Annotated in this window: 23 protein-coding genes; 16 read left to right on the top strand and 7 right to left on the bottom strand. The window is 56.6% G+C overall.

The genetic code is table 11. From position 1 onward, the window contains the following. Positions 1 to 44 precede the first annotated feature (44 nt). On the top strand, positions 45 to 641 hold the full coding sequence (locus tag ATY80_RS10645; RefSeq protein WP_088692400.1) for an ankyrin repeat domain-containing protein: 597 nt from the start codon (positions 45 to 47) through the stop codon (positions 639 to 641). 47 nt (positions 642 to 688) lie between these two features. Continuing rightward, a complete protein-coding gene (locus tag ATY80_RS10640) occupies positions 689 to 1,150 on the top strand; it encodes a YHS domain-containing (seleno)protein (protein ID WP_088692499.1) in 462 nt (153 codons plus the stop codon). A 13-nt stretch (positions 1,151 to 1,163) separates the two neighbouring features. Here the strand turns inward: ATY80_RS10640 and ATY80_RS10635 are convergent, their stop codons facing one another. After that, positions 1,164 to 3,329 carry a tetratricopeptide repeat protein gene (locus ATY80_RS10635; protein WP_088692399.1) on the bottom strand — a complete coding sequence of 722 codons (2,166 nt, stop codon included), beginning with the start codon at positions 3,327 to 3,329 and terminating at the stop codon, positions 1,164 to 1,166. Between the two features lie 463 nt (positions 3,330 to 3,792). After that, positions 3,793 to 4,479 (bottom strand): peroxiredoxin-like family protein, encoded by a 687-nt coding sequence (locus tag ATY80_RS10630; protein WP_088692398.1) that lies wholly within the window; start codon positions 4,477 to 4,479, stop codon positions 3,793 to 3,795. A 41-nt stretch (positions 4,480 to 4,520) separates the two neighbouring features. Here ATY80_RS10630 and ATY80_RS28900 point away from each other — a divergent pair, with 41 nt between their 5' ends. The 4 genes from ATY80_RS28900 (at position 4,521) to ATY80_RS10615 (ending at position 8,604) form a co-directional block, all read left to right on the top strand. Then, positions 4,521 to 4,670, top strand: coding sequence for a hypothetical protein (locus tag ATY80_RS28900; RefSeq protein WP_189637126.1), 150 nt, complete (start codon positions 4,521 to 4,523; stop codon positions 4,668 to 4,670). A 219-nt stretch (positions 4,671 to 4,889) separates the two neighbouring features. Beyond that, positions 4,890 to 5,825, top strand: coding sequence for a HEPN domain-containing protein (locus ATY80_RS10625; RefSeq protein ID WP_088692397.1), 936 nt, complete (start codon positions 4,890 to 4,892; stop codon positions 5,823 to 5,825). Between the two features lie 599 nt (positions 5,826 to 6,424). Beyond that, entirely contained in the window at positions 6,425 to 7,444 is a 1,020-nt protein-coding gene (locus ATY80_RS10620; protein ID WP_088692396.1) for a rhamnan synthesis F family protein, read from the top strand. Positions 7,445 to 7,446: 2 nt separating this feature from the next. Then, entirely contained in the window at positions 7,447 to 8,604 is a 1,158-nt protein-coding gene (locus tag ATY80_RS10615; protein WP_348626631.1) for a glycosyltransferase family 4 protein, read from the top strand. A 51-nt stretch (positions 8,605 to 8,655) separates the two neighbouring features. Here ATY80_RS10615 and rfbA read toward each other — a convergent pair whose 3' ends face one another. From rfbA to ATY80_RS10590, 5 genes are all read right to left on the bottom strand, one after another. Continuing rightward, positions 8,656 to 9,540 carry a glucose-1-phosphate thymidylyltransferase RfbA gene (rfbA, locus tag ATY80_RS10610; protein WP_088692395.1) on the bottom strand — a complete coding sequence of 295 codons (885 nt, stop codon included), beginning with the start codon at positions 9,538 to 9,540 and terminating at the stop codon, positions 8,656 to 8,658. Between the two features lie 41 nt (positions 9,541 to 9,581). Beyond that, entirely contained in the window at positions 9,582 to 10,457 is an 876-nt protein-coding gene (gene rfbD / locus ATY80_RS10605) for a dTDP-4-dehydrorhamnose reductase (protein ID WP_088692394.1), read from the bottom strand. Positions 10,458 to 10,460: 3 nt separating this feature from the next. Beyond that, complete coding sequence (gene rfbB, locus ATY80_RS10600; RefSeq protein ID WP_088692393.1) at positions 10,461 to 11,516, bottom strand: dTDP-glucose 4,6-dehydratase; 1,056 nt, start codon at positions 11,514 to 11,516, stop codon at positions 10,461 to 10,463. Positions 11,517 to 11,550: 34 nt separating this feature from the next. Continuing rightward, a complete protein-coding gene (gene rfbC, locus ATY80_RS10595) occupies positions 11,551 to 12,108 on the bottom strand; it encodes a dTDP-4-dehydrorhamnose 3,5-epimerase (protein WP_088692392.1) in 558 nt (185 codons plus the stop codon). A gap of 84 nt (positions 12,109 to 12,192) precedes the next feature. After that, positions 12,193 to 13,938 carry a hypothetical protein gene (locus ATY80_RS10590; RefSeq protein WP_245306803.1) on the bottom strand — a complete coding sequence of 582 codons (1,746 nt, stop codon included), beginning with the start codon at positions 13,936 to 13,938 and terminating at the stop codon, positions 12,193 to 12,195. A 451-nt stretch (positions 13,939 to 14,389) separates the two neighbouring features. On the opposite strand from ATY80_RS10590, the gene ATY80_RS10585 reads away from it, so the two are divergent. From ATY80_RS10585 to ATY80_RS10540, 10 genes are all read left to right on the top strand, one after another. Further along, positions 14,390 to 15,400: a glycosyltransferase gene (locus tag ATY80_RS10585; RefSeq protein ID WP_088692391.1), complete on the top strand. Its 1,011-nt coding sequence runs from the start codon at positions 14,390 to 14,392 to the stop codon at positions 15,398 to 15,400. 305 nt (positions 15,401 to 15,705) lie between these two features. Then, complete coding sequence (locus ATY80_RS10580; RefSeq protein ID WP_088692390.1) at positions 15,706 to 16,782, top strand: methyltransferase domain-containing protein; 1,077 nt, start codon at positions 15,706 to 15,708, stop codon at positions 16,780 to 16,782. Positions 16,783 to 17,217: 435 nt separating this feature from the next. After that, positions 17,218 to 18,258, top strand: coding sequence for a glycosyltransferase (locus tag ATY80_RS10575; protein WP_245306817.1), 1,041 nt, complete (start codon positions 17,218 to 17,220; stop codon positions 18,256 to 18,258). A 374-nt stretch (positions 18,259 to 18,632) separates the two neighbouring features. Beyond that, complete coding sequence (locus tag ATY80_RS10570) at positions 18,633 to 19,013, top strand: hypothetical protein (protein ID WP_245306802.1); 381 nt, start codon at positions 18,633 to 18,635, stop codon at positions 19,011 to 19,013. Then, positions 19,010 to 19,810 carry an ABC transporter permease gene (locus ATY80_RS10565; RefSeq protein ID WP_088692388.1) on the top strand — a complete coding sequence of 267 codons (801 nt, stop codon included), beginning with the start codon at positions 19,010 to 19,012 and terminating at the stop codon, positions 19,808 to 19,810. Before ATY80_RS10570 ends, ATY80_RS10565 begins: the two co-directional genes overlap by 4 nt. Continuing rightward, positions 19,800 to 21,029 (top strand): ABC transporter ATP-binding protein, encoded by a 1,230-nt coding sequence (locus tag ATY80_RS10560; RefSeq protein WP_088692387.1) that lies wholly within the window; start codon positions 19,800 to 19,802, stop codon positions 21,027 to 21,029. Before ATY80_RS10565 ends, ATY80_RS10560 begins: the two co-directional genes overlap by 11 nt. Next, entirely contained in the window at positions 21,026 to 21,781 is a 756-nt protein-coding gene (locus ATY80_RS10555) for a TylF/MycF/NovP-related O-methyltransferase (RefSeq protein ID WP_245306801.1), read from the top strand. The genes ATY80_RS10560 and ATY80_RS10555 overlap by 4 nt, the downstream gene beginning before the upstream one ends. 9 nt (positions 21,782 to 21,790) lie before the next feature. Then, on the top strand, positions 21,791 to 22,288 hold the full coding sequence (locus ATY80_RS10550) for an acyltransferase (protein WP_088692386.1): 498 nt from the start codon (positions 21,791 to 21,793) through the stop codon (positions 22,286 to 22,288). Between the two features lie 847 nt (positions 22,289 to 23,135). Then, positions 23,136 to 24,377: a hypothetical protein gene (locus ATY80_RS10545; RefSeq protein WP_088692496.1), complete on the top strand. Its 1,242-nt coding sequence runs from the start codon at positions 23,136 to 23,138 to the stop codon at positions 24,375 to 24,377. After that, a complete protein-coding gene (locus ATY80_RS10540; protein WP_088692385.1) occupies positions 24,374 to 26,170 on the top strand; it encodes a glycosyltransferase family 2 protein in 1,797 nt (598 codons plus the stop codon). The genes ATY80_RS10545 and ATY80_RS10540 overlap by 4 nt, the downstream gene beginning before the upstream one ends. Positions 26,171 to 26,470 lie beyond the last annotated feature (300 nt).

The following is a 26,470-nucleotide window of genomic DNA, read 5'->3' as shown; positions in this document are numbered from 1 at the left end:
TCGGATTGCTGTGCTATTGTTGATTGAGACTCCGAGGTGATGCTATGCGCTGGCTGCTTGCATCGGTAGCGTTGTTTTTATCAGCGACAGTAGCTGCCGCGGGCGATCCCTTGTTCGACGCCGTCTCAGAGGGAAACGCTCAGGCCGTCGAGCGGTCTCTCGCCGCGGGCGCCGATGTCGACAGCCGCGCACGAGACAAGGCAACACCACTTATCAATGCCGCGCTCGCAAATCAGATCGCCATAGTTGAGTTGCTGATCAGCAAGCACGCCGATGTCATGGCCCGGAATGCTGGCGGCTTCACTGCGCTTCACGCAGCTGCGTATTCAGGAAGCATTCCGATCAGCAAGCTGCTCCTCGATCACGGAGCCATTCTCGACGATGCATCCAACAAAGCCGGTGTTACTCCGCTCATGATTGCTGGCGAAGAGAACCACGTCGCTCTTGCTGAGTTCTTCTTGGCTAAGGGAGCCGATATCGGCCATGTCGAGGTTCATGGCTACACGCCGATCACAAGGGCGATCTGGAAGGGCAGCTTCGATATCGTCCGGCTATTCAAACGGCATGGGGTGGCGTGTCCTCCGACCAGTGTGCTCCGGGGTGAGGAATTCTACACGAAATGCATGGAAATCCACGAATGAAGGAGGCGAAAATGCGCTCTCGAATCGGAACACGATGCATTGTTTTGATGACGGCCGGTCTGGCCACCGCATTGGCTGTCGGCGCGTCGCCGGTGGTGGCGGATGATTCTGTGAACACGGGGTATTTCGGGGGAGTTGCGATCATGGGTTACGACTCGGTCGCCTACTTCACGGAAGGCAAAGCGATAAAAGGCTCGGAAAAATTTTCCTACGAATGGCTTGGGACGCCTTGGCATTTCGCCAATTCACACCACCGCGAGATGTTCATGAGCGAACCGCTCAAGTACGCGCCCCAGTACGGCGGCTATTGCACAGGCGAGGTGAGCGACGGATCTGTCACCGTCAACGTTGACCCTGAAGCGTTCAAGATCGTCGATGGCAAGCTTTATCTGATGTACGACAAGGCGCATGCGGAAGAGTTTGCCGCCCACCCAGCGGATACCGTGGCAAGGGCCGACGGCCAGTGGCCGAAGGTCGCCGCCGATCTTGAACTGGATCAGTATCACTGATCGCAAACGGATCCTAATCGGCGACCGCAAAGTAAAAGACCTTGGTAGAGTTCACGTATGCGTAGGTGGTTCCGTCGGCTGGCTTCGCAAGCCTGTAGACCGGACCGCAATCGGGCTGGCCAAATGCGTTTTCGCTTTGCTCACACAGGACGTCGCCTTTAACAGAAACCGTCTCGGTCATCATCTGAACTGGCGAGCGGAATGCGGCCTTGCCATCCACATGGACCTGCATGATCGCAAGGCTTTTGGTGGGTTCGGTCTTTCCGCGCAGGACCTTGCCCATGACGGTAGCCGCGATCTCGGCACCTGTCAGCCGAGCCTGTTCGTCCCCCCGGAAGCCGAACGGCCACTCTGGCAGGCCGGCCTCGCGTAGCGCGTCGAGGGTAAACGCCAAATCGTCACTGCGGAAATTGGCGTTGGCGAGGCGCCATCCCGCCAGGCACTCGCGTCCGCCTCGAAGACGTCCTACTGCGATCACGGTGGCATGGGCGTCATCGACGCGGCCGGCGCGGACATAGGCCATGGCGAGAGGAGTAACAAAATCGCCGTTGTTCTCGGATTCGTCGCGCGCGCGCTGGAAACTGTCTGTCGCCCTTTGATAGTCGCGCTGGAGAAAGAAAACCATGCCGGCGGTATATCGGTCGATCGCGGAAGGGTTCGGATCATACCTCAGAGCCGTCGTGACGGCCGCGGCGGCGTCGGCGTGATTGCCCCAGACCAATTGGACATATGCGACCGCCATATGGGCTTCCGCATTGGTGGGGCCGAGCGACACGGCCTTGGTGGCCGACGTGATCGCCTGCTCGTAGCGTCGGTCTACCGCCTGCATGATGGCAAGGACTGCATAAGGCGAGGGAAGTCCAGGATCGAGCGTAAGGGCACGACTTGCCTTCTCATATGCTCTCTTTCGCGCCAGCGCACTCTGGAGTACATCGTCATATGTCATGCGAAAGATGAAGGAGCTTGCGTGCGCGTCGGCTGCGAATGCTTCTGCGAACTTGCTGTCCAGCGCTTCCGCCTTGTCAAAGAGCGCCAATGCCTCAAGCATCCGGGAACGACGGCCGGTACGAGCCGCCTGCTCGGCACGCAGATAATAATCATAGGCTTCGAGATTGGCTGTCGGAGGACGCGCGATACGCTCGGTTTCACTTCGTGTCAGTTTTAGTCCGAGGGCATCGGCGATCTGGCGACCCATCTCGTCCTGCATCGCAAACACCTCCGCCGGCCCACCGTTAAAGCGATGAGCCCACAGATGATCCCCATTCGAGGTATCGATCAGTTGTGCGCTAACACGGATCAATTCGCCGCTCCGCTGTACGCTGCCCTCAACGACGAAGCGCACGCCGAGGTCACGTCGTATCTCCTCCAGAACATGGGGTTTGCCCTTGTATGCGAACACGGAATTCTGGGATATGACGTCAAGGTTCGAAAGCGTGGCGAGATCGGTAATCAGATCGTCCGTGATACCATCGACGAAATAATCCTGGGACTGGTCGTCGCTCAAGTTTGCGAAGGGGAGCACTGCGATGGATGGGCGTTGCGGGAAAATCCATTGCCAGGCGCCGAAAGCCGCCGCGCTCGCGATCAGCAATGCTGCTAGCGCTGACAGGATCATGACTCGCGACTTCGCCCGCGGAATCAAGACGACCTTGCCAGACTTGGGAGGGTCAAGCAGAACGCGATAGACGCGCACTGGGTCGGCTATATTCTTCAGCCGCTGCTCACCGAGAGCCGCGAAGCCAACATCGACCTTATGCGCAACCTGGTCGAACGCTGTGCCGGATATGAAAACTCCGCCAGGCTCTGCAATTCCCTGAAGACGGGCGGCTATGTTGACGCCGTCGCCATAGATGTCGTCGCCTTCCACGATGATGTCACCAAGATTGACACCGATGCGAAACCGAATGCGCTTATCGTCGGAAACATCACGGTCGCGACCGGACATTTTCCGCTGGATTACAGCAGCGCATTGGACGGCATCCACGATGCTGGGGAATTCGACGAGTGCGCCATCGCCCATGAGCTTGATAATCCGGCCATGGTACTCCTCAACCGTGGAATCGATCAGCTCCCGGCGGCAGGCTTTCAGCCGCTCCAGCGTGCCGGCCTCGTCTAACCCCATGAGGCGGCTATAGCCGACCACGTCAGCCGAGAGTATCGCGGTGAGACGCCTCTCCATCCTCTGCCCACCCTTTTTGATGCAGGGAGCTGGCCATATTACCACGCCAACGGCGTGCAGGCATCGCAACCTTGGCCCATTTACACAAGAGCGAGACTTTAAATCGCCACCGGATGAAAGTTCAGGTACAGGAGACATCATCGCGAGGATCGACCCACATTCGACACTGCCGATGATCTTCTCAGGGCAGACAGTACAACCCCGTAGTGGCGCTGATTAAGTTGTGCGACCGCGTCGTTGGCACATTTCTCAGAGGGGTAGCGCCCTTTAGGGGCAAGCGTCCTCAACGTTAGCGGAACAGTCATCCCTACCAGCGCTGTAATCGCTCCGGCCTATTCGAGCGGTCCCGCATGATACCTCCGGTGCAGGCGCTGACATCGGGCATGTGATGATGCTCAAACGATTCTCGTTTTTGCGTAACGCCAGCGGACCTCTCGCGCGAAATCAATGCGACTCCGCTACTTCACTTTTTGTCGGCGGCTTGGGACGCGACCAACAGCAGTTCTTCCGGGTTGAGCGCCCGGCACACATTTCGCCCGTCATCTTCGACCTCCGTGAAGGTCCAGCGCACAACACCTTGGCGGTCGAGCAAAAAGTGACCGATAAGCTGCATTTGTCCGGTAAGGCTCACCTGCCGATCGGCTTCTGTGATCTCGTACTGGTCCTTCTTGTTGAGAAGATCACCTGCTAAGGGCGGGGCCATCGGTTCGGGCAACTCTCCCGGTCGATCGACCCGCATTGCCATGACCACGTCCATTCCAACCTTGTGTGGCCAGTCGGTCTCATTGGACGTGAACTCGAGGATGGGCAGGCCGAAGGCGCGATGCGAAGCGCGTTCCGGGTCGGATGCCGCAAGAAGATGGGGTATCGGTTGGTAACGGAAGTAGAGCCGCGCCCGTTCGACCGGGGTGCTTACAACTACCAGGGATTCTATGCCCTTCTCCCGCAGGGCGGGCCTGAGTTGGGCCATTGCCGCAATGTGGCGACGGCAGAACGGACAGTGCAGACCCCGATAAAGGCCGACCAACAGCGGGCTGCGACCGCGAAAGTCATTGAGTGCGATCTTCCCTTGGCGCGAGATCGCGTCCAGCACAAAATTCGGGGCCTGGTCACCCGGTTGCAATAGGTGCTCGACATGGCAGGTAGACATTCACATCCTCCTTGCCGCGTGGGCAAGTCAAGAAAAGCACCATGGCAAATGCGTTCAAGTCGAGCTCGCAGGCGCTTTTGCGGTCGCTGCGGAGCGTTGCAGGACCTGTCATCTTGGCGTTTGCCAGGTTCGACCTTGAGAATGGCCCTACTCTGGCCTACGAGCAAGCGCTAAACAGCGATGCGCTGTAAGGGGCCGCGACGAACCCTCAGACAACCAAGCCTGTAATTGAGCCGAACTGTCCGCAGTCGACGCTTCGCCGCTGTTTGGTCACAGACAGCCAGAATTGCAAAGCCGCTTGAGGCAAGCCAAAGAGGAGGTCGGCCGCGTGACGCCGAACTTCCTTGATTGTATTTCTGACGCCATTCCCGTATAACGTTTAGATGCGCAATCACCATGGAACCGCTAGGATGGATGCGATTCTGACCGAAGGCTTTGATGCGGCTTTGACCCTGACCGACTATATCGACCATCTGCCGGACCGAAAGCGGCGCGAACTGGCGCGCATCCTTCAGATCCTGTTTGCCGAGGTCGAACGCTTCCAGGCCAGCAAGCTGTCGGCCAGGCGCAATGCCGGCAAGATCCTGATGGTGCTGCTCTATGGATCCTATGCCCGCGGCGACTGGGTAGAAGATCATTTGAGCGGCTATCGCTCCGATTACGATTTGTTGATCGTCGTCAACAGCAAGTCCTTTGCCGAGGAGCAGGAGCTCTGGGACGGCCTCGAGGAGCGGCTGTTGACGGAGCAGATCGCCCACCGCATCGACACGCCGGTCGTGCCGATCATCCATACGCTGGCCGATGTCAACGAGCAGCTTTCACGCGGCCGGCCCTTCTTCGTCGACATCGCCAGAGATGGCATTACCCTCTATGAGACGCCCGGCCATCCGCTGGCGCAGCCGAAGCCGCTGACGGCAGAGGAAAAGCGGTCCGAAGCAGCCAGATACTTTGAGGAATGGTTCACAAGCGCGGATGCCTTCAATGCGTCTGCCATATTCCTGTTCGAGCGGGGGAGTCTCAGAGAAGCCGTCTTTAATCTGCATCAAGCAACAGAACGGCTTTATCACTGTGCCCTGCTCACGCTGACCCTCTACAGTCCCAAATCTCATCGTCTGAAGGTTCTTCGCTCTCAGGCCGAGGGGATCGACAATCGACTGATTGCCGCATGGCCGCGCGACAGCCGGTTTGCACGACGCTGCTTCGAGTTGCTTTCGCGGGCCTATGTGGAAGCGCGATATTCGTCGAAATACACCATCAGCAACGAGGAACTCGGCTGGTTGGTCGAGCACGCGAAGGCTCTCCAAACTCTCGTCGAAACGGTATGCAAGGAGGGACTTTCTCTGTGAACGTTTAACCCGCTCCTGAGCGGATAGGAATCCACAACCGTTATCCGATTACGAAGGGTAACCGAGTTACAATTGCGTGAAAGACTTCTTCAAGTGGGTGCGCTTCTGTCATTCCGGTCGCGGCTGTCCCTCCGCTAAAGACTGACCAGGACACTCAAGGGATGGCCAGGGGGTCGCTTCCGATGCTCGGGCTGCGGCTATTCGCGCAGCGAAGGAAGCAGGAAAGTTCCCCGAGCCCGCTACCTTCAGGAGGGCTCGACTATGAAGCGCTGAATCGCGTTGCATGCGAAGCCGAGGAACCTTATAGGAAATTATGATGCCATGGACTGGGCGTGAAGAGCCAATTGGCGAATGGGTTCGTAGCGGCGATAGGTGTAATCCATGGCACTGGGCAACCGACGCTAGGGGTGCTTGCGTTCCTTGAGCGCACTGCAGACCAGCATGTAGTGAGGAAAGTTTTTTCAAATTTGGATATTGAAGAAGTTCAGAAACAATACCCTTATCGGAATGCATCGTTGGATAAAATTTTCCGTCTCAATCGCCATGGACGATGGGACGCGCGGAGGCCCTTTAGTATTTTACAGCGCGGAACCCACTAAATGAACGACATCCGCCAGTCCGATTTCACCATCTTCGCACACGTCTATTACCCTGACATTTGGAAGGACATTCTCGTTGACCTCGATGGTGTCATCCAACAACCATTTAACCTGGTGATTACCCGCCCGGTCGGCTCCCGTCCAGTTGCTCGCCCCACGAGTTCCTATCTGCGGTTTGCGACCGAACTAGAGGTTGAAAATCGGGGCCGCGATATTCTGCCGTTTTTCAAGGCATTAAAGCAACCTCTGCCGTCGTTCGATGTCGGTCTGAAATTGCATACTAAACGATCGCCGCATCGCGGAGACGGCGATGGCTGGCGACGGTTCCTGATCGGTTCGCTGCTACAGGTTGAAAGCAGCGGACGCTTATCGGGTCATAAGTTGCTGGAGTTGGAACCCTCTATCGGTCTGATCGCGCCGCGGGCACACCTCCTGCCGCTCGGTGGTCGTACCTCAATTAACGAGGAGGTCATAGTGAAGACCTTGCGGCGGATAGAGCAACCCACTGAAAAGCGCGATGCAGTTATTCGCCCGCAATTTCGTGAGAACGAAGAGATAGATCATCCCTATGCTTGGCAGAAAAGCGGAGATGCCGAGAGTGCCCTCCCGCTAACGGATGGCCGGTTTCCAGCGGGATCAATGTTTTGGTTCCGCCGCGTCGCATTGAGGAAACTCGTCGAGATCGATTTTGACGATCTGTTCGTTCGCGAGAGTGGCCAACTCGACGGAACAGCTGCCCACGCCTTCGAGCGCCTGTTTGCGCTCATCGTTGAACGAGAGGGATTGATCGCCGCCAGCATGGAGAATGTCGAGCCAATCCTCAGCCGAGGGGGCGCACAACTGTCGCGACGGGAATTGAACGAGCTGATCGGAGAAACCTTGGCGAGGGACAATCCGTTCGCACTGCCCTTGGCGGATCTCTGGCGGCGTTACCCTGCGCTTCTTAAATGTGCGCACGCCATCTATGCGAAACTGCCGAAGAGCACGGTGCGGATGTTGCGGCGAAGCATCGGGCGATGATGATGAAACTGGCCCAAGCGCGAGTGCGGATTGCATTCATAGTAACGGAAGACTGGTTCTTCGTGTCGCACTTTCTGCCGATGCTGCGTGCGGCGAAGGAACTCGATCTCGACGTGGTCGTAGTTACGCGCGTCGGCAAGCATGCGCACGTGATCGAAAATCTAGGCGGGCGGGTCGTGCCGCTCGACATCGAAAGAGGGCACCTTGGATTCCTGTCGATCGGATCGTCGATCGCGCAGATCGCGCAGACACTGCGGCGCGAGAAGATCGACCTTATCCATTGCATCGCTCTGCGCTGCGTGGTGACTGGCGGCCTTGCCGCCACGCTGGCGGGTGTGAAGGGCAAGGTCCTTGCAATCACAGGCGGAGGACTGATCGCTGCGGATCGAAGCGCCAAGGCCGCCGTCGGGCGCGTCGCTCTCACCAGCCTGTTCCGGGTCATCCGCAGTCGCGGCTACAATCATTTTTTGTTCGAGAACGTCAGCGACCCGCATACGTTCGGACTGGACGCCGCAGATCCCGGCGTGACCGTGCTGGGCGGCGCTGGCGTGGATCCGGACTATTATAGCCCGCTTCCATCGCCATGGGGCGACGGCCTCAGGTTGGCAATGGTCGGTCGTATGGTCTGGTCGAAGGGCGCCGATGTTGCCGTGAAAGCTGTGTCGATGGCACGCGAGCGGGGGCACGATGTCAGCCTCTCGCTCTTTGGTCTACCCGACCCTTCGAATCCGCGATCCCTATCGGTCCAGACGTTACGCGAGTGGTCGGACCTCTCGGGCATCGAATGGCGAGGATCGACCAGCGACGTGCGTCAGGTGTGGGCGGAGCATGATCTTTGTTGCATGCCGACGCGCGGCGGAGAAGGCCTGCCCCGCTCCATTCTGGAGGCCGCGGCTTGCGGCCGACCGATTCTGACGACAAACGTACCCGGCTGCCGCGACTTTGTCCGCGATGGCCGTGAAGGATGGTTGGTTCCAGTAGACGACGCAGCGGCACTGGCGGAGCGGATTTGCGCTCTCGCGCTCGACAAAGCAAGCATTGTCGTGGCCGGTGCCACAGCTCGGCAACGCGTTGTCGAGGGTTTTACCGAGGCGCGCGTCATGAAGCAGGTGCAGGACGTCTATCGCAATATCTGCAGCGCCATCGGCCGGCCGCGCTGATCACCGGCCGCTCACCGCTTCCTAATTTAAAGTAGCGGCGGCTGGTGTGTTTCAGAATTCCGAATCGTGCTTGGTCTTTGCGAGCTTCATCAAATACTGCCCATAGGCGCTTTTGCCGAGCTCGGCGGCGAGCTTCTGCAGCTGGTCCTCCTTGATATGACCCATGCGGTAGGCGACCTCTTCTGGGCAGGCGATCTTGAAGCCCTGGCGCTTTTCCAGCGTTCCAACGAAGTCGGCAGCCTCCAGCAGGCTGTCCGGCGTGCCGGTATCGAGCCAGGCGTAACCGCGACCCATGAGCTCGACCGTCAATTGGCCGCGCTCGAGGTAGACACGGTTGACGTCGGTGATCTCCAACTCGCCGCGCGGCGACGGTTTCAGGTTGGCGGCAATGTCAACGACCTGCTCGTCGTAGAAATAGAGGCCGGTGACCGCCCAATTGCTCCTCGGCTTGGACGGCTTCTCCTCGATCGAAAGAGCCGTCATGCTGTGGTCGAACTCCACGACACCGTAACGCTCCGGATCGCTGACGTGATAGGCGAAGACCCGCGCGCCCTTGGCCGTGGAAGCGCCGGAATGCAGAAGCTGCGGCAGGCCGTGGCCGTAATAGATGTTGTCGCCGAGGATCAGTGCCGACGGGCTTGATCCGACGAAATCGGCTCCGATTATGAAGGCCTGCGCCAGACCGTCCGGGCTCGGCTGCACCGCATATTCGATGGAAATGCCCCACTGGCTACCGTCGCCGAGCAGTCGCTTGAAGGCCTCGTTGTCGTGCGGTGTGGTGATGATCAGGATCTCCTTGATCCCCGCCAGCATCAGCGTGGTCAACGGATAATAGATCATCGGCTTGTCGTAGACCGGCATGAGCTGCTTGGAGACGGCCTGGGTGATCGGATAAAGGCGCGTGCCGGAACCGCCAGCGAGAATAATACCCTTCATGCTTTTCCTTCCATGTGTGGGGAGCTCGAAAGCGCCGATCTTCAGAGCAGACGGTCCAGTACGACCTTTGTGGATTTCTTCCAGTCGGGCAGGACGATTCCATAGGCCTGTTTCAATTTGTCGTTCGAAAGCCTCGAGTTGGCTGGGCGTTTTGCCGGTGTCGGATAGTCTGCCGTGGCGATGCGGCCGACAGACACAACCTTACCGCTCTTGGCCTCCAGACCCGCAAAGATCGCCTCGGCGAAATCCGCCCAGGTCGCCTCGCCGCTGCCGGTCAGGTGGAAGACGCCCCGCAGTTTCAGGTCTGGATCGACCGAAAGGCGCTTTGCTATGGCAATCACCGCGTCGGCGATATCAAGCGCGCTGGTCGGCGTGCCGTGCTGATCGGCGACCACATTCAGCGTATCGCGGGTTTCTGCCAATCTCAGCATGGTCTTTACGAAGTTGGCCCCAAAGGGTGAATAGACCCATGCAGTACGCAAAATGGCATGGTTTGAATTGGCCGCAGCGACGCCTACCTCGCCCGCCAGCTTCGAGCGGCCATAGGCCGAGACCGGACCGGTCGCGTCCGTCTCGACATAAACACCCTGCTTGTCTCCAGGAAATACATAGTCGGTCGACAGGTGTACGACCGGGACACCGAGTTCCTTCGCTACCTCGGCGATCGCAGTCGGTCCTTCAGCGTTGATGACAAAAGCCAGTGCCTCTTCGCTTTCGGCCTTGTCGACCGCCGTGTAGGCGGCCGCGGAAACGATCGCATCAGGTTTGATCTCAGAAAGGGCCGCGCGGATCGACGCCCGGTCGATCAGATCCAATTCCGGACGGCCGACAGCGACGATATCGACACCGGCGGCCGAGCCCCGCTCAAGAAGGGCAGATACGACCTGGCCCTGCTTTCCCGTTACGGCAATGCGCATTGTTCAGCCCTTCTTTAGAACGCCCAGACGCTCTCCAGAATAGACGCCCTGACGCAGCGGTTGCCACCACCATCCGTTCTCCAGGTACCAGCGCACCGTCCGCTCGATGCCGCTGTCAAAATTTTCCTGTGCCTTCCAGCCGAGCTCCGTCTCAAGCTTAGTGGCATCGATGGCATAGCGCGCGTCGTGGCCGGGCCGATCGGAGACGTAAGTGATCAGATCCGTATACGGCTTTGCCTGCGGACGCAGCTCGTCCATTAGCGCGCAGATGCGGCGCACAACGTCGATATTGCGGCGCTCGTTGCGACCGCCGACGTTGTATTTTTCACCGAGACGGCCTCGCGACGCGATCACGTCGAGGGCCCGCGCGTGGTCTTCGACATAGAGCCAGTCGCGGATGTTGACACCTTGGCCGTAGACCGGAAGCGGCTTGCCATCCATGGCGTTGAGGATGATCAGGGGGATCAGTTTCTCGGGGAAATGGTAAGGCCCGTAATTGTTCGAGCAGTTCGACACGATCACAGGCAAGCCGTACGTACGGTACCACGCGATCGCCAGATGGTCGCTCGCCGCTTTCGAAGCCGAATAGGGCGAGGACGGGTCGTAAGCCGTAACCTCCTCAAACAAACCGTCGTCGCCAAGCGACCCATAAACCTCATCGGTCGACACGTGCAGGAAGCGAAACGTCCCCTTACGGGCTGCGGGCAGATCGTTCCAGTAGTGGCGCGCGGCTTCCAGCAGCGAGAACGTGCCAACGACATTAGTCTGCACGAAGTCACCGGCACCGCTAATCGAGCGATCGACATGGCTTTCGGCCGCTAAATGCATGATCCGGTCCGGCTGGAAGTCGCTGATGGCCTCCGAAATTTTCGGAAGGTCACAGATATCGGCCTTCAGGAAGCGGTAGTTCGTGGCGCCCTCGATCTCCTTGAGCGAAGCAAGATTGCCGGCATAGGTAAGCTTGTCGACGTTAAGCACTTCAGCGCCGACATTCTTCACCAGATGCCTGACAAGCGCCGACCCAATAAAGCCCGCTCCACCTGTTACGAGAATACGCATGGGATGTCTCCGGTCATCAACACTATGGACGACGTCAGTATTTGAAAGAAGGCGGCAGGTCCGCCAGCTTGGGTTGCATCTTATCTTTGTCCGATAGAACCCCATTGTCGATTAGCATCGGCCACTCGATGCCAATTGCCGGGTCGTTCCACAACAGGCCGCGGTCGCTCGCGGCGCTATAGGGTGCCGTCACCTTGTAGGAGATAATGCAATTCGGCACGAGCGTGGCGAAGCCATGGGCAAAACCCGTCGGGATCCACAGCTGCTCGCCGTTCTCCATGGAAAGCTCGGTGCCATACCACTTGCCGTAAGTCGGCGAACCGACGCGGATATCGACCGCGACGTCAAAAATCTTGCCGGCGATGCAGCGTACCAGCTTGCCCTGCGCAAACGGATCGAGCTGGAAATGCAGGCCACGTACCGTTCCGACAGTCGCAGAAAGGGACTCGTTTTCCTGGACAAAGGCTATGTCAGCAACATTTTCGCGGAACCAGCCCTGCTTGAACACCTCCGAAAAATATCCGCGATGATCGCCCAATCTTGTTGGGGTGATCTTGACCAAACCGGCCAGCGGCAAAATCTCGAACTTCATCACGCACCCGTAAGTTTTATAAAGTTTGTTCTAGTTTGTTGACATTGTGTCGCACTAGCAATCTCCTGTACGTCCAAGACGTTGTCACCCGGCCAACACACTTGGTTTGAGCGTGACGCCATCGAACAGTGACTCAACGAAGCGCCCCACAGTATCCGCACTAAGCGGCGTATCGCTCGCAAAAGGTAACGAGCTAGCGATGACGCCGCTGGAATTCAACGAGGGTTCCAGAGCGAATGTCCTCACGCCTCGAGCTATTGAAATCCTGGTCACATTGCCCGCCAAGCCTTCCGGATCTCGTCTGTAATCGCCTGCCGTCAGGAGACAATCTACAGTACGCAGGATACGATCGTCCCCGGCAAGAATTGTTTCTGCCTCGAGCGCATACGGGACTATCCGCCGGTCGATCAGGGAGCGCGTCGAAGCAGCCAGCGCACGAGGTGTCACTAGGACACGAAGAAGCAAATCGTGCCGGTGACGCAACTCGTCGATCACGGGAAATAGGAGCTGAAAGCTCTCAGGGTCATCAAGTAAGACGGCGATTTCTCCAGCGGACGGCGTTTCGACATAGCCTGGGCGAGATCGAGGCGAGGCATCGTTAATGAGGGCGGCCCACGCCTTGCCAATTTCCTTGGGGGAATAAGTCTCTGCCAAGATCGAACGAGCAGCTGCGATCGCAGTTGCTCGTTCGATGGCCCCGTGCGGGCCAAGGAAGCGGCGCAGGCCCGCCTCCCAGTCGTCAAATGCCACCGCTCCCTCTAAAGGCTCCATCGAAGGAAGACGAGTTGTCACAACAGGTACGCCGTACTGAAGCGCAAGGACAGCCCGGTTCGCAGACTTCGTTACCGAGAAAGCATCTATACCGAACGGAAGCAGGCACACGTCGGCTCCTTTAAGCCCTTCGAATACAGCGTCAGCAGACCAATCGAGGTAGCGCATCGGAACGCGGATTTGGGCAATCGCATTATCGAAGAGTGTTCTGTTGTTTGAAATGACCGTTAACTCAAGGGGAATATCGTTGCACACCGCCTCAAGAGCCGGGCCAGCAAGCATCAGAGCTAACATCCCGAAATCACTATGTGGCGCTCCGTAATTTCCGAACCACAAAACCGACTTTACACCGGCAGTGGCCGGTCTATCACAGTTAACATTATGAGAATCAGATTTTTTTTGAGACGCCCGTGGATGGCTCAAAGTAACAAGGCGCATACAGACGAGCCGGTATGCCAATAAGATCTTGCGCTTGAGCAGCGCCATCGCGTCTCCAGGATCGCGTGCCAGAAAAAGAATGAACCGCAAAGCACGCTGCGTGATGCTAATGGGCTTCTCTGCAGACGGCGCGACCTGCTCCTGAAGCAGACCGGCCGCTGCGTAGCTCTCTTTGGTCTCAACCTGATCGGCAATCACTACAAAGCGCACGCCGGGTCTCAATAGAGGCTTCAACGCCTCAGCAAGCGCTGGGCTGGGAACCACGATTGCGTCCGCAAAAGCACCTATGCCGGCAAGACGGAGTGCCGGCTGCAAATCCGGTACGATGGGATAGTTCGCTACGACGACGTTGTCGCATAGATCGACAAATACTTTCACGCCCCGGTCTTTAGCCAGACCTGCCAGCTTAAGGCTTTCGCGGTCCAGATGCTTAACAAAGATAATCGCATCGAGTTCCTGTAGATGCGGGATTACTTCGTTTGACGCCTGGTAGAATACACTCTCTATCTCAAATTCCTGCAGGGCGAGTGCTGGGTAATAACAGCGATAGCGCGTGCTAGCCACCACATAGCTAAGCTGCGGACTGACCCAGGCAACACGGGGACGGCGGAGATCTGTCATAGAGACTCTTTATGTGGTTAAAATCGTTGGCCACTAACCACAGACCACGCACGTACACAACAGCATTTTGCACCCTCAAGCCCCAGTCGAGTGGTTTTGAGATGCTGTCACGTTAACCTTCACGCGGCTACTTTGCGTTTCGAGCTCCGCGAAATTTTCGGGGATGCAATATTCAGATATCGACGAGCGTAATGGCTTGGGCCGCACATCGTTGCCTCAATCCACGATTGCTATACAGCTGAATGCGACAACAGGGAGAATTGGCTGCTACTGCAATGTAGTTCTCCAATCTATGAACAAGGTCGGCCCGGAAACTGCAAATTCACGGCAGCTACTCCGAATCCGCAACCACTGAGCGACAGAGGGAACATCTTGCTTACCGCACCAAAGCTGCTTAGAAGCTAGATCCACCCCCGTGCGAGGCGTTATTTAGATCGAATTGGAGACAGGCATGACGAACGAGAATGACAGCGATACAGCCTATATATTTGTAGGTTCGGACCGATCACAGCTTCTCGCTGTTCCTGTTCTAGAGCATTCAATCAGGCGCCACACCAGCATGAATATTAAGTTGAGGTCGATGCACGATGTGGTGCTGCCCGACCCCAAAGACATACGGCAAGGAAAGCGTACAGGTTTCTCATTCACTCGGTTCGCGATTCCGCAATTAATGGGATATAAGGGTCGAGCCATTTACCTAGATGCCGACATGCTGGTGTTCCGTGACTTTCGTGAGCTATGGAATCTGCCGTTCAATTCCGCGAAGATAATTATCCAAGAGGAATTGCCCGATCAGGCGCAGAAGCAATCCAAGCCGGGCGCGCTGAAGAAGCGAGTTAAGCAATGCTCGGTGATGCTGCTCAATTGCGAGGCCCTTTCAGATTGGGATCCGGTCAAGATCATCGCTGGGCTTGATGGGCAATACACCTACCAGGATCTGCTCTACGACTTGTGCATTCTGGATGAGTCGGAAATTAACTACGGCGTCCCGTTCGAATGGAACAGCCTTGAGTATTACGACGCCAATAAAACCGGACTGATCCATTGGACTGACATGAACACGCAACCTTGGGTTTATGCAAATAATCCAACCGGTTACCTCTTCTTGGAGGAGGTTCGAATTATGCTGGAGAATGGCTCAATGACGCTGAGCCAGATCGAGGATGAGGTTAACCTTGGCTACGTACGTCCGTCGATAATCCAAGAAATTAAGGATGCTGGAACCGGACCGGTACGGCAGATAACGCCGGAGCAGGTGAAGCGCTACGAGGCACTCGATACGGCGGCGGGTTTTGTGAAACATAAGGCAGTGTACGAGGCTGCTCGCGAGCGGTCGGCTGCGGTGAAGGCCTATGAGGCGAAGCTGGCTAAGGAGAAAGGGCCGGCTGCTTCCGTCGCGCACGCTGCGAGCAGTGGCATTCTTGGGGCTTTGGGCTCGTTGAAGCGTCGAATCAGGCGATGAGCGCGATTCTTGGCTTGAGGCATTGGATACCAGCCGGCTATCCAATGCCTCAGCTTCGAGTGGGTATTGCACAAACACGACTATTCTCACTGCTTGTTGAAGTGCTTGAGTTTATACAGTATTTGTTCCACTCAAATGAGTTCATTCGAGTATTGCCTACAAGCAGGTGATCTGTGGGATTGTCTGCGGCGCAACCAGCCTCTTATCTGAGGGGACAAGATGGCGCAGTACTTGGCATGGGATGGTTCAGACAATATGGACTTTTTGCTAACGGGCACGCCCACTCTAGAAGTTGAGTATCTCTTGTGAATTTGTTCGATATCATCAAACGTAATGACCGCTGTGTGGAGGTTCTCGACGGAGGGGTTGAGCCATTCCGTTATGATAAACCACAATGGTACTGCGGCATAATATTGCAGCCGGGCGCGCGGTTGAAGTTGAAGCGCGCTGATGAGTTCGTTGTAATGGAGACGTTCCCGCGCGACCTGGGCTGGAGCCTCGTGGCGAGCAAACGCATTCCCTCGCCTCTAGAGATCGTAGTTCGTTCCTCCGATAACCGCCGGTCGGCGTCCGTAGCAACGGTAGATCCGAACGGCTCAATCTTGCTCACGTGGCCAAGCTGGGTCGGTTATGTCGACGGCTATGATCTCGAGATCACGAATTCAAGCAACAGGCCTGTCGAGTTGAAGTCAGGTCCAGTATTCGACCCACGCGCCGCCGCACTAAGTTATCTGCAGGGGGCGGGCGTTGAAGTCGGCCCTGGCAGCAATCCTTTCGTGAAACCGAGTCGCAATGTCGATGTGCGCTACCTAGAAGCGCTGCCCATCGATGAATGGCTGCGCAATTATGGAAAGCATATCCAGGTTACCCCTGAAAAGCAGGAACTGTGGTCTCGCTACATTATAGGCGATGCTCAACGAATCGAATGTTGTGCGACAGGCAGCCTTGACTTCATATTTTCGAATCATGTTTTCGAACACCTTATGAATCCGCTTGGGGTACTAGAAAATTGGTCTGACAAACTTAAGCCAACGGGTGTGGTTGTGGGTGTCGTACCCGATCTGCGCTACTGCTTCGACCTCCGCCAACCCGCAAGTACGCCAGCCGATTGGCTCTCGGAGTATGAATCAGGCATCTGGGGGCTGACGCCTGAAAAATACGAAAAGTGGTGCCACTACACTGCACCTTATAATACCCCTGCAGATTTGGCTGCGCGAAATTACTCTATCCACGCGCACTATTACACTCCGACCGGTTTCCGTCAGCTAGCCCGAATTGCGATCGAGCGAGGACTATTCTCACATTTTTTCTTGAGCACCTCGCCAAACAACAAAGACTTCGGTTGGGTGTTGTGGCGTGACCCTAAGGTGGGACACAATTGAGAATTGCGCCCCTCGTCCAGCGGTTGTCGCCTTGCCCAGCTGCTGCCGAGCCACTCATCAGACGGTTGTTTCTCGCAACTACGAGCAAAGGAACTACATGGCTTCTAGTCTGCGCTATCAGATCTTTTGCAATCGTTGGCCGCCCGGCACAAGCTCTTCGATTGGCGCACCAGGGCTATGGCGCGCAGCTACTGATAACCTGAGCGGTAAGGGCACCTAGTCATGGCGCGTTGGATAGAGGCTTCGTATACTCGGCTGATCTCGATGGCCAAGTTGCGCCAACGATCCTCCGCACCGGTTGGACGTTTGCTTGGACCAGCGGATCCCGAAAAGGCAAAACTTCGGCTTCTGGTAATCGCGGATGCTGCTGGGGCAACCCTTCAGATCAACCTTCTTCGTCCTGCCCATGCGGCAATAGCAGCTGGCGAAATGCGGATGCTAATCTTGACGGAAGAAGACGAGCGTCTGGCCGTCACATCGGGCCGTTCGGCACAACAGCTTTTCGTTGACGCCTGGCAGCAGGCCGCGCCACATATGGTATTTGTCAGCCGCTATGGCGGGATACTTGCCGAGACACTTTTGCAAATGTCCGCTAGCAAGAACACACCACTCGTCTATCATATCGACGATAACCTGTTTGAGGTTCCGCCGGAGGCAGGCATCGATAAGGTCAAAAAATATGGTGCACCGGCACGCCAGCAGGCAATTCGAGCGCTGCTCAAAGGCGCAGACGCAGTTTACCTTTCAACGGCGCGGCTCGCCCACCAACTGCGCGAGCACACTCAGCTCGCTGGCAGCGTGTTCGCCGGAGAAATTGCCAGCGCAAGTGATCCAATCCCTTATAACCGCTTGGTCGCTCCGAGCCAACCTCGCTTTGGTTATATGGCTTCCTCAAGTCATGCTGCCGATCTCCAGCTTGCTTTACCCGGAATCATCGCTGGCCTTACAGCCAACCCCGATGTGCATTTCACCGTGTTCGGCTCGTTGCGACCGCCACCAGAGCTGGGAGGGTTTGGCCCACGCGTTGAGCACGTGCCGGCGGTCAGCGATTACGATGGCTTTCTGAGCCAGCTTGCTGCGATGCGCTGGGATTGGGGACTTGCACCGCTCAGGCCTGGCCGGTTCAACGAGGCCAAGACCGATACAAAATGGGTCGAATATACAGCTGCGGGCGTCCCGACTATCGTCTCGGACCATCCCATTTATCACGATTGCAGCCAGAACGGCGCGGCGGTGCGGGTTTGCGATACGAAGTGGGCTGAGGCGCTGCCGCAGGTGCTCGCTAACCGTGCACTGGCTGAGCGAACGCTTGCAGCTGCGCGCGAACGCCTGATACAGCAACATGGGTTAGGTCATATGGCGACTCAGTTGTCGCATGTTCTTAAGCTCGCCGGACTTTCCCCTGAGCGCGCCGAGGTTGTCTCTAAAAGTCATTCTGCGTCCGAAAATCAAGCCACTGTCCTGAAGCCAGATTGACTTTCGTTTTGGACAAATAGGGCGTGTGGTGTGGGATTCGTTCTCCTTGCTTCGCCCTATATTAGCCAAGACATGATCCTTTGCTCGGATGTCAGCGCTCTATTGAGTCGAACTTTGGTCGCAGCTGGAAGATACCCTGCTTCCCACTCTTCTGCAGACGAGGGCAAAATATTGAATCCTGCGGTGTCCGGTTCGAACGGGTCTATTCGCATGACTTCCTGAACGAGCGTGTTGCAAGCTTGCGCCCGGTGCCAACGTCCGAAGCCAGAACAAAAGTCACCGATATCGATACCCAACTGAACCGCGGCACTAGCCTGATCCTGACTTGAGTAACGGGGTCTCATGAGATACAGAGCGTTTGAAGGAAAACGGAAATGGATGTCTTGAAGAAGATTTCGAGTTCTTTTAGCGGTAGTTCTGCGGATCACACCAGCGGGGCGTCAGCCGACTCGAGCGCTCATGCAGCTGCGCATGCATTGGGTGAAGTTGAGCTGCCCGGCGTTGACAATCTTCCGGACGACGAACTCGAGCCATTGAACAGGTGGCTGCCTTGGGCGGCTTTTTTGCTAGATCGGAAGGGACGCCAGTTTGGCGTTACTCAGTCTGCAACCACACGCAATTTGGCGCAGGCAATGCCGGACTCCCGCATCATTGAGCTGGATCGGCGCATCCCGCTGTGTGATCTCACCGAATTCGAAATCGGCTGCTTCGAGGGTATCCGTACAGCTGCGCTCGCAAGGTCGTCTGAGCAATGAGACAAACATTTGGCGGGATAGCGCGCAACGCCCGATTGGCGTGGGATCTCGCATTTCGCGATATTGCGGCCCGTTATGGCAATTCCATCGGCGGCCCTTTTTGGCTTATCATCACGCCCGTGAGCTTCGCGGGTATATATTGGCTTGTTTTCGCATACTTTCTGCGTCTCAAGTGGCTGAATCCGGTAACGGGAGCAGAGGTCCCCTATCTCGTGCCGCTATTTGCTGGTCTGGCAACGTATCTGCTCCTTACTGACGTGATCATGGCCTCACTGTCGACTTTCCGACAAAAGAGGGAATATGTAAGAAGGGCAGCAGTGCCCATTTGGGTGCTTTGGCTTGCGACGTTGATGCGAGTTGCAGTCAGCTCTGCGGTGAATTTCTTGGTGCTAGCTGCGATGGCTTTGATCGCCGGTCTTCTTTCGTTGAAGTCACTGATTGCGATTCCGCAGGCACTCCTTTTGGTGATGATCGCCTCCGTCTCGATTTCACTGTTTCTGTCGTTGCTCGGTCCGTTTTTCAAAGATCTCGACGAACTCTGGCGTATTCTCTTGCGAGTGTTGTTCTACACGTCTCCGCTTACCTACCCTCTGAGTACTGTACCCGAACGCTTCGCTAGTTATCTGTGGGCTAATCCGCTGACTGTCCTGGTCGAGGCAGTACGCAATTCCTTCGTTTTCGGGTTGGCGCCATCGCCGTTGTCTTATGCTGTGACCCTCATTTCTTCCCTGGCACTTCTCGGGGCAGGATTTTGGCTATATTCGAGGCTGAAGGGACCGATTGTTGATGTCGTCTGATCTGCTTCTGGAGGCCCGCGGTGTCTCCAAATCATACTCAATGTCGCTGTCGCCGCGCGAACGCTTTTTCGAAGCAGTGTTTGGCTGGACACCTGATAAACCGCACCATGTCGTGTTGGAAAACATTGAGATTGAGGTTCGGCGGGGTGAAACGCTTGGCATTATGGGCCGCAACGGTGCCGGCAAGACGACGCTCCTTGGTATTCTCGGCAACGTTATCGAGCCATCACCCGGTAGTACCATCACCCGCTACGGTACCATCGCCGTTCTGCTCGCCGTTGGAGCCGGCTTCAATCCACAATTCACTGGTCGCCAGAATGCCGAGCTGTTTTGCAGCCTGATGGGCCTCAGCAGCGCGGAGACTACCGCACGCATGGGTGCCATAGCAGCCTTTGCTGAGCTAGATGATTATTTCGACATGCCACTCAGGACGTATTCATCGGGCATGATGGCACGCCTCGGCTTTGCCTGTGCTATTCACGTAAACGCCGACGTCATCATTATCGACGAGACGTTAGCCGTCGGTGACGCCAACTTCCGTGTTAGGTGTTACGAACGCATCCAGCAGATGCAGCGCAACGGCCAGACATTCCTCCTCGTGAGCCACAGCCCTAACCTGGTCGCTAACTTCTGCACGCGCACGATTGTTATCGAGAAAGGACGGAAGGTGTTTGATGGGCCGCCGCTGGAGGGTCTCAATGTCTATAAGGACATCCGCGAAAACCTCGCAGCCGGGAAGAAGCCGCTGCCCAACGGCGGCTCCGACCTTATCGCGCCGAAGCTCCGGCTTGAAAATGTTCGGTTCAACGAGGTAGTCGGCGGCGACGGTAAACGCGGTATCTTGACCTGCGATCTGGTTGCGGAGGCTGCTGTTTCAGATCCTGTTGTTAGCTTCGGCATACGCAACCAGGAAGGGATAACGATTTGCAGCTACGACAGCGAGCGTGACACGACCGAACTCAAAACAATGTCGTCCGGCGAACGAACTTCGCTGGAACTCGAGTTCAAGAATATCCTGCTTGCTGGAGCGTATTTTATCAGCGCCCGCGTGGCGGAGCGGGTGGGCGACGTAACGCTGACCCTCGGCACCCACCACAACATCGCTCGCTTCGATGTAGTTAGCAAAGGAACGAACGCGGGGCTAGTTGATCTTAGCGTAAAGCTGACTACGCCCAGCACATCACACAATGACCCAGCTGCGGAGGTAGCAATTTCATGACAACGACAACAGCTGCGGAGCCAAAACAAAAGCGACCTCTGGTATACAGTGTTCGGCAAGAACTTCCTCACAATCGCCCCTATGACCTGTACTATGCTGAGAAAGTCCCTCTGCTTCAGGTATTCGAGAAGGCGGCGTTGGCCTGGGACAATCGCTCACGTTTTGGCATCCTGCCAACCCTGGCTCGATCCATTGGCGTTCGGAGACCAATGCAAGCTGCGGAATGCGGTATCTACCGTGGGCATTCGCTAGTGGCATGTCTTCGGGTCGCGCGGGATCTGCGCGTACCAGTCAAGTTCATTGGACTCGATAGCTTCGCAGGCCTGCCAGCGCTGGTCGAAGAGGACCTCGAGGTGGCACCTGAAAACGCACCATACCGAAAAAAAGTGCTTTTTGACGATACGTCCTTCGAGGCTGTTAGTGAACTCGTCAAATCTGCCGGTTTTGCGCGCGATGCTAAGTTGATCCGAGGTTTTTTTGTCGACACTCTGCCGAGGCTTCAGGAAACCCGTTACGATTTCGTCAACATCGACTGCGACCTCTACGCACCGCATATTGAGTGCCTAGAATATTTCTACCCTAAGATGAACTCTGGCGGCATTATTTTCTTTGACGACTATCATTCTCACGATTTTCCGATGGCCAAAAATGCCATCGACAAATTCTTAGAGGATAAACCGGAAACTCTCCTGCACTTACGGTTCGGACCAGACGGCACTAACCACACTAAATGCTACATTGAGAAGCTATAGCAGGACGGCATGTCGCAAAACCAGATCATTGATCCAACTGCTCTCATCGATGAGCGCGCTGTCATTGATGCGGGTGGCGGCAGGATCGCAATAGGACGTAAGACCACAATCGCCTCCTTCGCAATGCTACTCGCCTACGGAGGTCATATTGAGATCGGCGAGTTCTGCAGCGTCAATCCGTTCTGCGTATTATATGGTCATGGTGGTCTTCGAATTGGAAACTATGTGCGTATAGCCACGCATACCGTCATAATTCCGGCAAACCATGTTTTCGACGACCCCGACACCCCAATTACAAATCAGGGGTTAACCAAACTCGGCGTCACGATCGGCGATGATGTTTGGATCGGTGCTGGAGCTCGAATTCTCGACGGTGTGACTATAGGGACTGGGGCGGTTATCGGGGCCGGGTCTGTTGTCACGCAGGACGTGCCTGAGCGGACCATCTTCGCCGGCGTTCCCGCTCGCAAGCTCGGCGAACGTGGCACGAAGCGGTCTTCGACTTAACGAGTTAGCAGGCGCAAAATCAATGGTAAGCGGGGCCGCCACCACCGGGAGTATCCATGTGGCCGAAAGTAACGAAAGTGTCGGGTTCACAGAAACGTCGGCGAAAGCTCCGTCTCGGCAAATGCGGATTGCTGTCTTGGCGCGTGATATCCCCAAGGCAAGTGTGCTTGCATTACGTCGGATACTTTGGGCCGCTTCAGCCTGGCGGGGAGATGGCTTTAAGGTAGACTTTCATTTTGTTCCACCACCGAGAACACGGTTGAAGCGCTATGATGCACTCGTCATATTCGATCCGACATGCGCCGACGATCTAGATTGCTGCGACTCAGCGGTCGAGCTCGGCTTAGCCCTTGTTGTCGACGTCGACCTTCCCGAGACCGTACGACACGGTAGTCAGAGCCGGCTGGCAGCACTTTCAGTGATCGCTCGCAATTGCATGGCACTTGCAACCATCGCAACTACGAGATCACACGCTACGTCTCAAGAACTCGCAGGCTTTTTGCCTGCTGACGTGCAAGTGCTGGTTCTCGGTGATCCACCGGAGGAGATCATCGACACAGCCCGGCTTGTAAACGCCTTCCGCGGCGATCTATGGGGTGCCCGCGTTCGTGGCCGCGTTTCATCTCTGTCACGGCGCTGGTTGTCGCTGCGAAGTCCTCTCGCAGCCCCATGGCGAACGCTCAATATGGCACGCTCGATTCCGCTTTCCTGGTGGCTGACACGCGTACCTCGCGCCTTGGTAAGACGTCTCGCTGCACGACTTCGGTTAACCCTAGCGGAACCATCCCGGCTACCCCCTAAAGTCGAACGCCCGACAGCAGAAACATTGCAGCATAGGGTCGCAACCTTGCCCGCTGCCACTGCTAACTGTGAAGTAGCACCACCGACTGACGGCGAGACGAATGCCCGGCAATGGACCGGAGCTGTCAAACGCGCCCTGCTGAAAGCTGCTGAAACCAGTCTAAAAGGAACACCGCGTATTAAGGTCCTAGTGTTGATGGACCTGATCCAGGATCTCGATGTGATCTTGCCAATTGTGGAGCGGATGCAGACAGATAGCCGCTTCGCATTGACTGTCGTAATTACAGACTGGCTCGACAAAATTTCTCCACGCGTCTCGCGCGAATTACTAGCACGCTCACTGGTCCCACTAGTCATTACAAAGAAAGACGCTATCGACGGCTCTGAGCCCGATCTTAGCAGAATAAGCGCGGTAATCACGGCATGTGAAACCAATCATCCTGCTCATCGCGTGCCGCACGCAGTGGTGCGCCGGGCCAACAATCGCGCCATTCCGACTTACACACTGCAGCACGGGCTGGAGAATGTGGGGCTCACCTATTTCGAACCCTATCCTGATCACGACGGTCCGATCGAGATGGCCTCCTCAACTATCCTGACCTGGGGACCGGTCGAGAACCTGCCTTCAGAGGCAAGCCCGACAACACTGGCACGCTGTTTTGCGGTCGGAACGCCGAAGGCGCCACAACCTTCGACGGTGGAGCTGCCCCTTCATCCAAAGATCGGCCCAATCGTGGCCGTGTTTGAGAACCTGCATTGGGAGCGATTTACCGACACCTATCGCGAGGCATTCATAAGAGATCTACTCGACGTCGCTGCAGCGCGTCCAGCGACGACATTTTTGTTGAAGCCGCACCACGCCGGCAGGTACCTGGTCAAAAATAGCCATCTGCTTGCGCACGCGCCTGCCAACATCGTATTGGCCGACCCTACAGTGCCGCCCTGGGAGCCATACACGGCTAGCGCGATTATCGGCTCTGTGGACGCAGTGATTACAACGCCTTCTACGGTAGCCCTTGATGCCGCCCGTGCGATTTGTCCTGTAGCCGTTGCTGGCTATGGTATCGCTTTGCCAATCTACGAACCGTTGCCAATTCTGACCGACGCTTGCACCTGGTTGAATTTCATCGACGGGGTAAGTGTTGCATCAACCGACCTGCAGTCCCGTCTGGAAGAGTTTCGTATGCGACATGTGATCGAGGGCGATGCCGTTGGCCGAATCCTCGACCGAATTGCTGCGGATGCGCGCCGCATCGGCACAGGGAAACGGTCAGGGCAAAAGGTATGATGGAGATTAACGGCATGCTAAGTCTGCCGCGGCGCCTTTTGACGGCTCTGCGCGCGCGACTTCGCGGGAGCGCCGACATTCCGGTCCGGGCGGCGACCAGTGGAAAGTTGACATACGCTAACTGGGTAAGCCGCTACGCGACAATTGGCCGCCCCGAGCGCCGCCGCCTTATTGAGCTGCAGCAGAAACTTGTCGAGTACCCACTGATGTCAGTGTTGATCGACGGGAACAACGCAAGCCCCGAGCAAATTGAGTTGAGCCTACGTTCCATCGGGGAACAAACGTATGATCGGTGGGAAGCGCTCGTCGTTAATCCACCTGCCCAATTCCAGGCGAAAAAAGGCGGAATACGATACCAAGTCTTTTCAACTAGGCGCGCCGACAGGGTAGCCTTTGAGGAATTGCTGGATGCCGCCTCGGGCATGTATATCGTGCCAATTGCCGCCGGTGATCAGTTATCGCCGGCGGCACTGACGGCTTTCGTGCTCGGATTTTCGGAAAGGCCTGACACCAAGGCAATTTACTCCGACGAGGACCGAATCGATTCGATTGGCCAACGCTCCGATCCGTGGTTTAAAGGTGCCTGGAGCCCTGACCAAGTGCTGGCGCAAGCCTATACCCTGAGATCCTGCGCCCTAAACCGTGAGACCATTCTTTCCGCCCGTTTGCAGGACGCGGATACATCCTCGTTGACGGACGCAGTATATGCTATCTGGTTGTGGCTTGCCGCGCAGGCTGAGGCTTCGATCCAGCATCTTCCGTTGGTGCTCTATCATCGAAGGGCCGATGCACCTCGATCGGAGCCCATTACTTTTGCCGACGCTGTTCAAGCCTCGCCCCTTGCGCGTAAGTACGGTCTTGAAATCCGTAGCAACTGCAGCACCGAAGGCGGTTGGCGCCGTGTCGTCTGGCCGACCCCGAACCCAGCGCCCCGCATATCGCTTTGCGTGCCAACGCGCGACCGTCCACAATTGCTCTCAAATTGCATCGAGGGTCTTCGTCATCGGACCGACTGGCCCGATCTTGAAATCCTCATTGTTGACAATGGTAGTAGTGAAGCCGAAACCCTTGCCTACCTCGAGAGCCTCGTAGGAGATCCTCGCGTGAGAGTGCTGCGCGATGACGGTCCATTCAACTTCTCACGGCTCAACAATTTGGGCGCGGCAGCCTCGACTGGCGCATTGTTCGGTCTCATCAATAACGATCTCGCGGTCAAGGAGCCTACCTGGCTTCGCGAGATGGCAAGCCATGCAGTGCGCGCGGACGTAGGTGCAGTCGGAGCGCTATTACACTATGGCAACGATACGGTGCAGCATGCGGGTGTCGTGCTCGGAATCGGCGGTGTGGCCTCCCACATTCATAAGGGCCTGCCTGCCGGACAAGCGGGCTATCATGGCCGGGTAACGCTAGCGCAGGATGTTACATGTGTTACAGCAGCGTGCCTCATCACTCGGCGCGACGTTTATCAGCGTCTCGGGGGATTGGATGAGCAACGCTTCCCCGTTGCATATAACGACGTAGATTTCTGCTTGCGCGTGCGCAGCAACGGGTTCAGGGTTATATATACTCCGTACGCGCATCTATATCATCTAGAATCCGCTTCGCGCGGCCGGGACGATGTCGGCACCCGGCGAGCTAGACTGGAACTCGACAAGGCAACTATCTTGGAACGATGGGGTACAAAAATCGCCGAGGATCCCTTCTACAGCCCCAACCTTTCCAATAACGCCACAGATTGTCGGCTAGCCTTTCCTCCGCGGGTTGCTCTTCCATGGGCACAAGGATCCCGATAGCCTTGCCTGCTTTCGTAGGATGTCAGCAAATGGACACCCTTCTTCGAAGGTCTAAGATTTTTCGCCCGCCTCGCCGGCTATTCTTAGTGACGTTTCGGTGCCGGCTCACACGATGTCGTTAGGCCGCAGCCAACCTGAGGTTCTGACCTAGAGTCAACTCGATCGACCAGATCGGTGAGGAGCAGCCAATGGACTCGGCCGGTGAAAACCGCTAACCCAGTGCCATGATCAAAAGAGCGGTAAATGTCATCGAGGATGGTGTCCTGGAGTCTGCGAGGCGGACGATCGGCACCGAGAGAG

Origin of the sequence: Rhizobium sp. R711, from assembly GCF_002211365.1 — a bacterium.
GTDB lineage: Bacteria > Pseudomonadota > Alphaproteobacteria > Rhizobiales > Rhizobiaceae > Rhizobium.
The sequence above is the reverse complement of the archived record's forward strand: the minus strand, read 5'-3'. Positions and strand labels throughout refer to the sequence as shown.

Excerpts from the sequence above, each read along its gene's own strand:
- ATY80_RS10645 (WP_088692400.1), top strand. The coding sequence starts at position 45 with ATGCGCTGGCTGCTTGCATCGGTAGCGTTGTTTTTATCAGCGACAGTA.
- ATY80_RS10630 (WP_088692398.1), bottom strand. The coding sequence starts at position 4,479 with ATGTCTACCTGCCATGTCGAGCACCTATTGCAACCGGGTGACCAGGCC.
- ATY80_RS10620 (WP_088692396.1), top strand. The coding sequence starts at position 6,425 with ATGAACGACATCCGCCAGTCCGATTTCACCATCTTCGCACACGTCTAT.
- ATY80_RS10585 (WP_088692391.1), top strand. The coding sequence starts at position 14,390 with ATGACGAACGAGAATGACAGCGATACAGCCTATATATTTGTAGGTTCG.
- rfbC (WP_088692392.1), bottom strand. The coding sequence starts at position 12,108 with ATGAAGTTCGAGATTTTGCCGCTGGCCGGTTTGGTCAAGATCACCCCA.
- ATY80_RS10575 (WP_245306817.1), top strand. The coding sequence starts at position 17,218 with ATGCTAATCTTGACGGAAGAAGACGAGCGTCTGGCCGTCACATCGGGC.
- ATY80_RS10590 (WP_245306803.1), bottom strand. The coding sequence starts at position 13,938 with ATGACAGATCTCCGCCGTCCCCGTGTTGCCTGGGTCAGTCCGCAGCTT.
- ATY80_RS10635 (WP_088692399.1), bottom strand. The coding sequence starts at position 3,329 with ATGGAGAGGCGTCTCACCGCGATACTCTCGGCTGACGTGGTCGGCTAT.
- ATY80_RS10570 (WP_245306802.1), top strand. The coding sequence starts at position 18,633 with ATGGATGTCTTGAAGAAGATTTCGAGTTCTTTTAGCGGTAGTTCTGCG.
- ATY80_RS28900 (WP_189637126.1), top strand. The coding sequence starts at position 4,521 with ATGGCAAATGCGTTCAAGTCGAGCTCGCAGGCGCTTTTGCGGTCGCTG.
- ATY80_RS10550 (WP_088692386.1), top strand. The coding sequence starts at position 21,791 with ATGTCGCAAAACCAGATCATTGATCCAACTGCTCTCATCGATGAGCGC.
- ATY80_RS10560 (WP_088692387.1), top strand. The coding sequence starts at position 19,800 with ATGTCGTCTGATCTGCTTCTGGAGGCCCGCGGTGTCTCCAAATCATAC.
- rfbB (WP_088692393.1), bottom strand. The coding sequence starts at position 11,516 with ATGCGTATTCTCGTAACAGGTGGAGCGGGCTTTATTGGGTCGGCGCTT.
- rfbA (WP_088692395.1), bottom strand. The coding sequence starts at position 9,540 with ATGAAGGGTATTATTCTCGCTGGCGGTTCCGGCACGCGCCTTTATCCG.
- ATY80_RS10540 (WP_088692385.1), top strand. The coding sequence starts at position 24,374 with ATGATGGAGATTAACGGCATGCTAAGTCTGCCGCGGCGCCTTTTGACG.
- ATY80_RS10615 (WP_348626631.1), top strand. The coding sequence starts at position 7,447 with ATGAAACTGGCCCAAGCGCGAGTGCGGATTGCATTCATAGTAACGGAA.
- ATY80_RS10555 (WP_245306801.1), top strand. The coding sequence starts at position 21,026 with ATGACAACGACAACAGCTGCGGAGCCAAAACAAAAGCGACCTCTGGTA.
- ATY80_RS10565 (WP_088692388.1), top strand. The coding sequence starts at position 19,010 with ATGAGACAAACATTTGGCGGGATAGCGCGCAACGCCCGATTGGCGTGG.
- rfbD (WP_088692394.1), bottom strand. The coding sequence starts at position 10,457 with ATGCGCATTGCCGTAACGGGAAAGCAGGGCCAGGTCGTATCTGCCCTT.
- ATY80_RS10625 (WP_088692397.1), top strand. The coding sequence starts at position 4,890 with ATGGATGCGATTCTGACCGAAGGCTTTGATGCGGCTTTGACCCTGACC.
- ATY80_RS10640 (WP_088692499.1), top strand. The coding sequence starts at position 689 with ATGACGGCCGGTCTGGCCACCGCATTGGCTGTCGGCGCGTCGCCGGTG.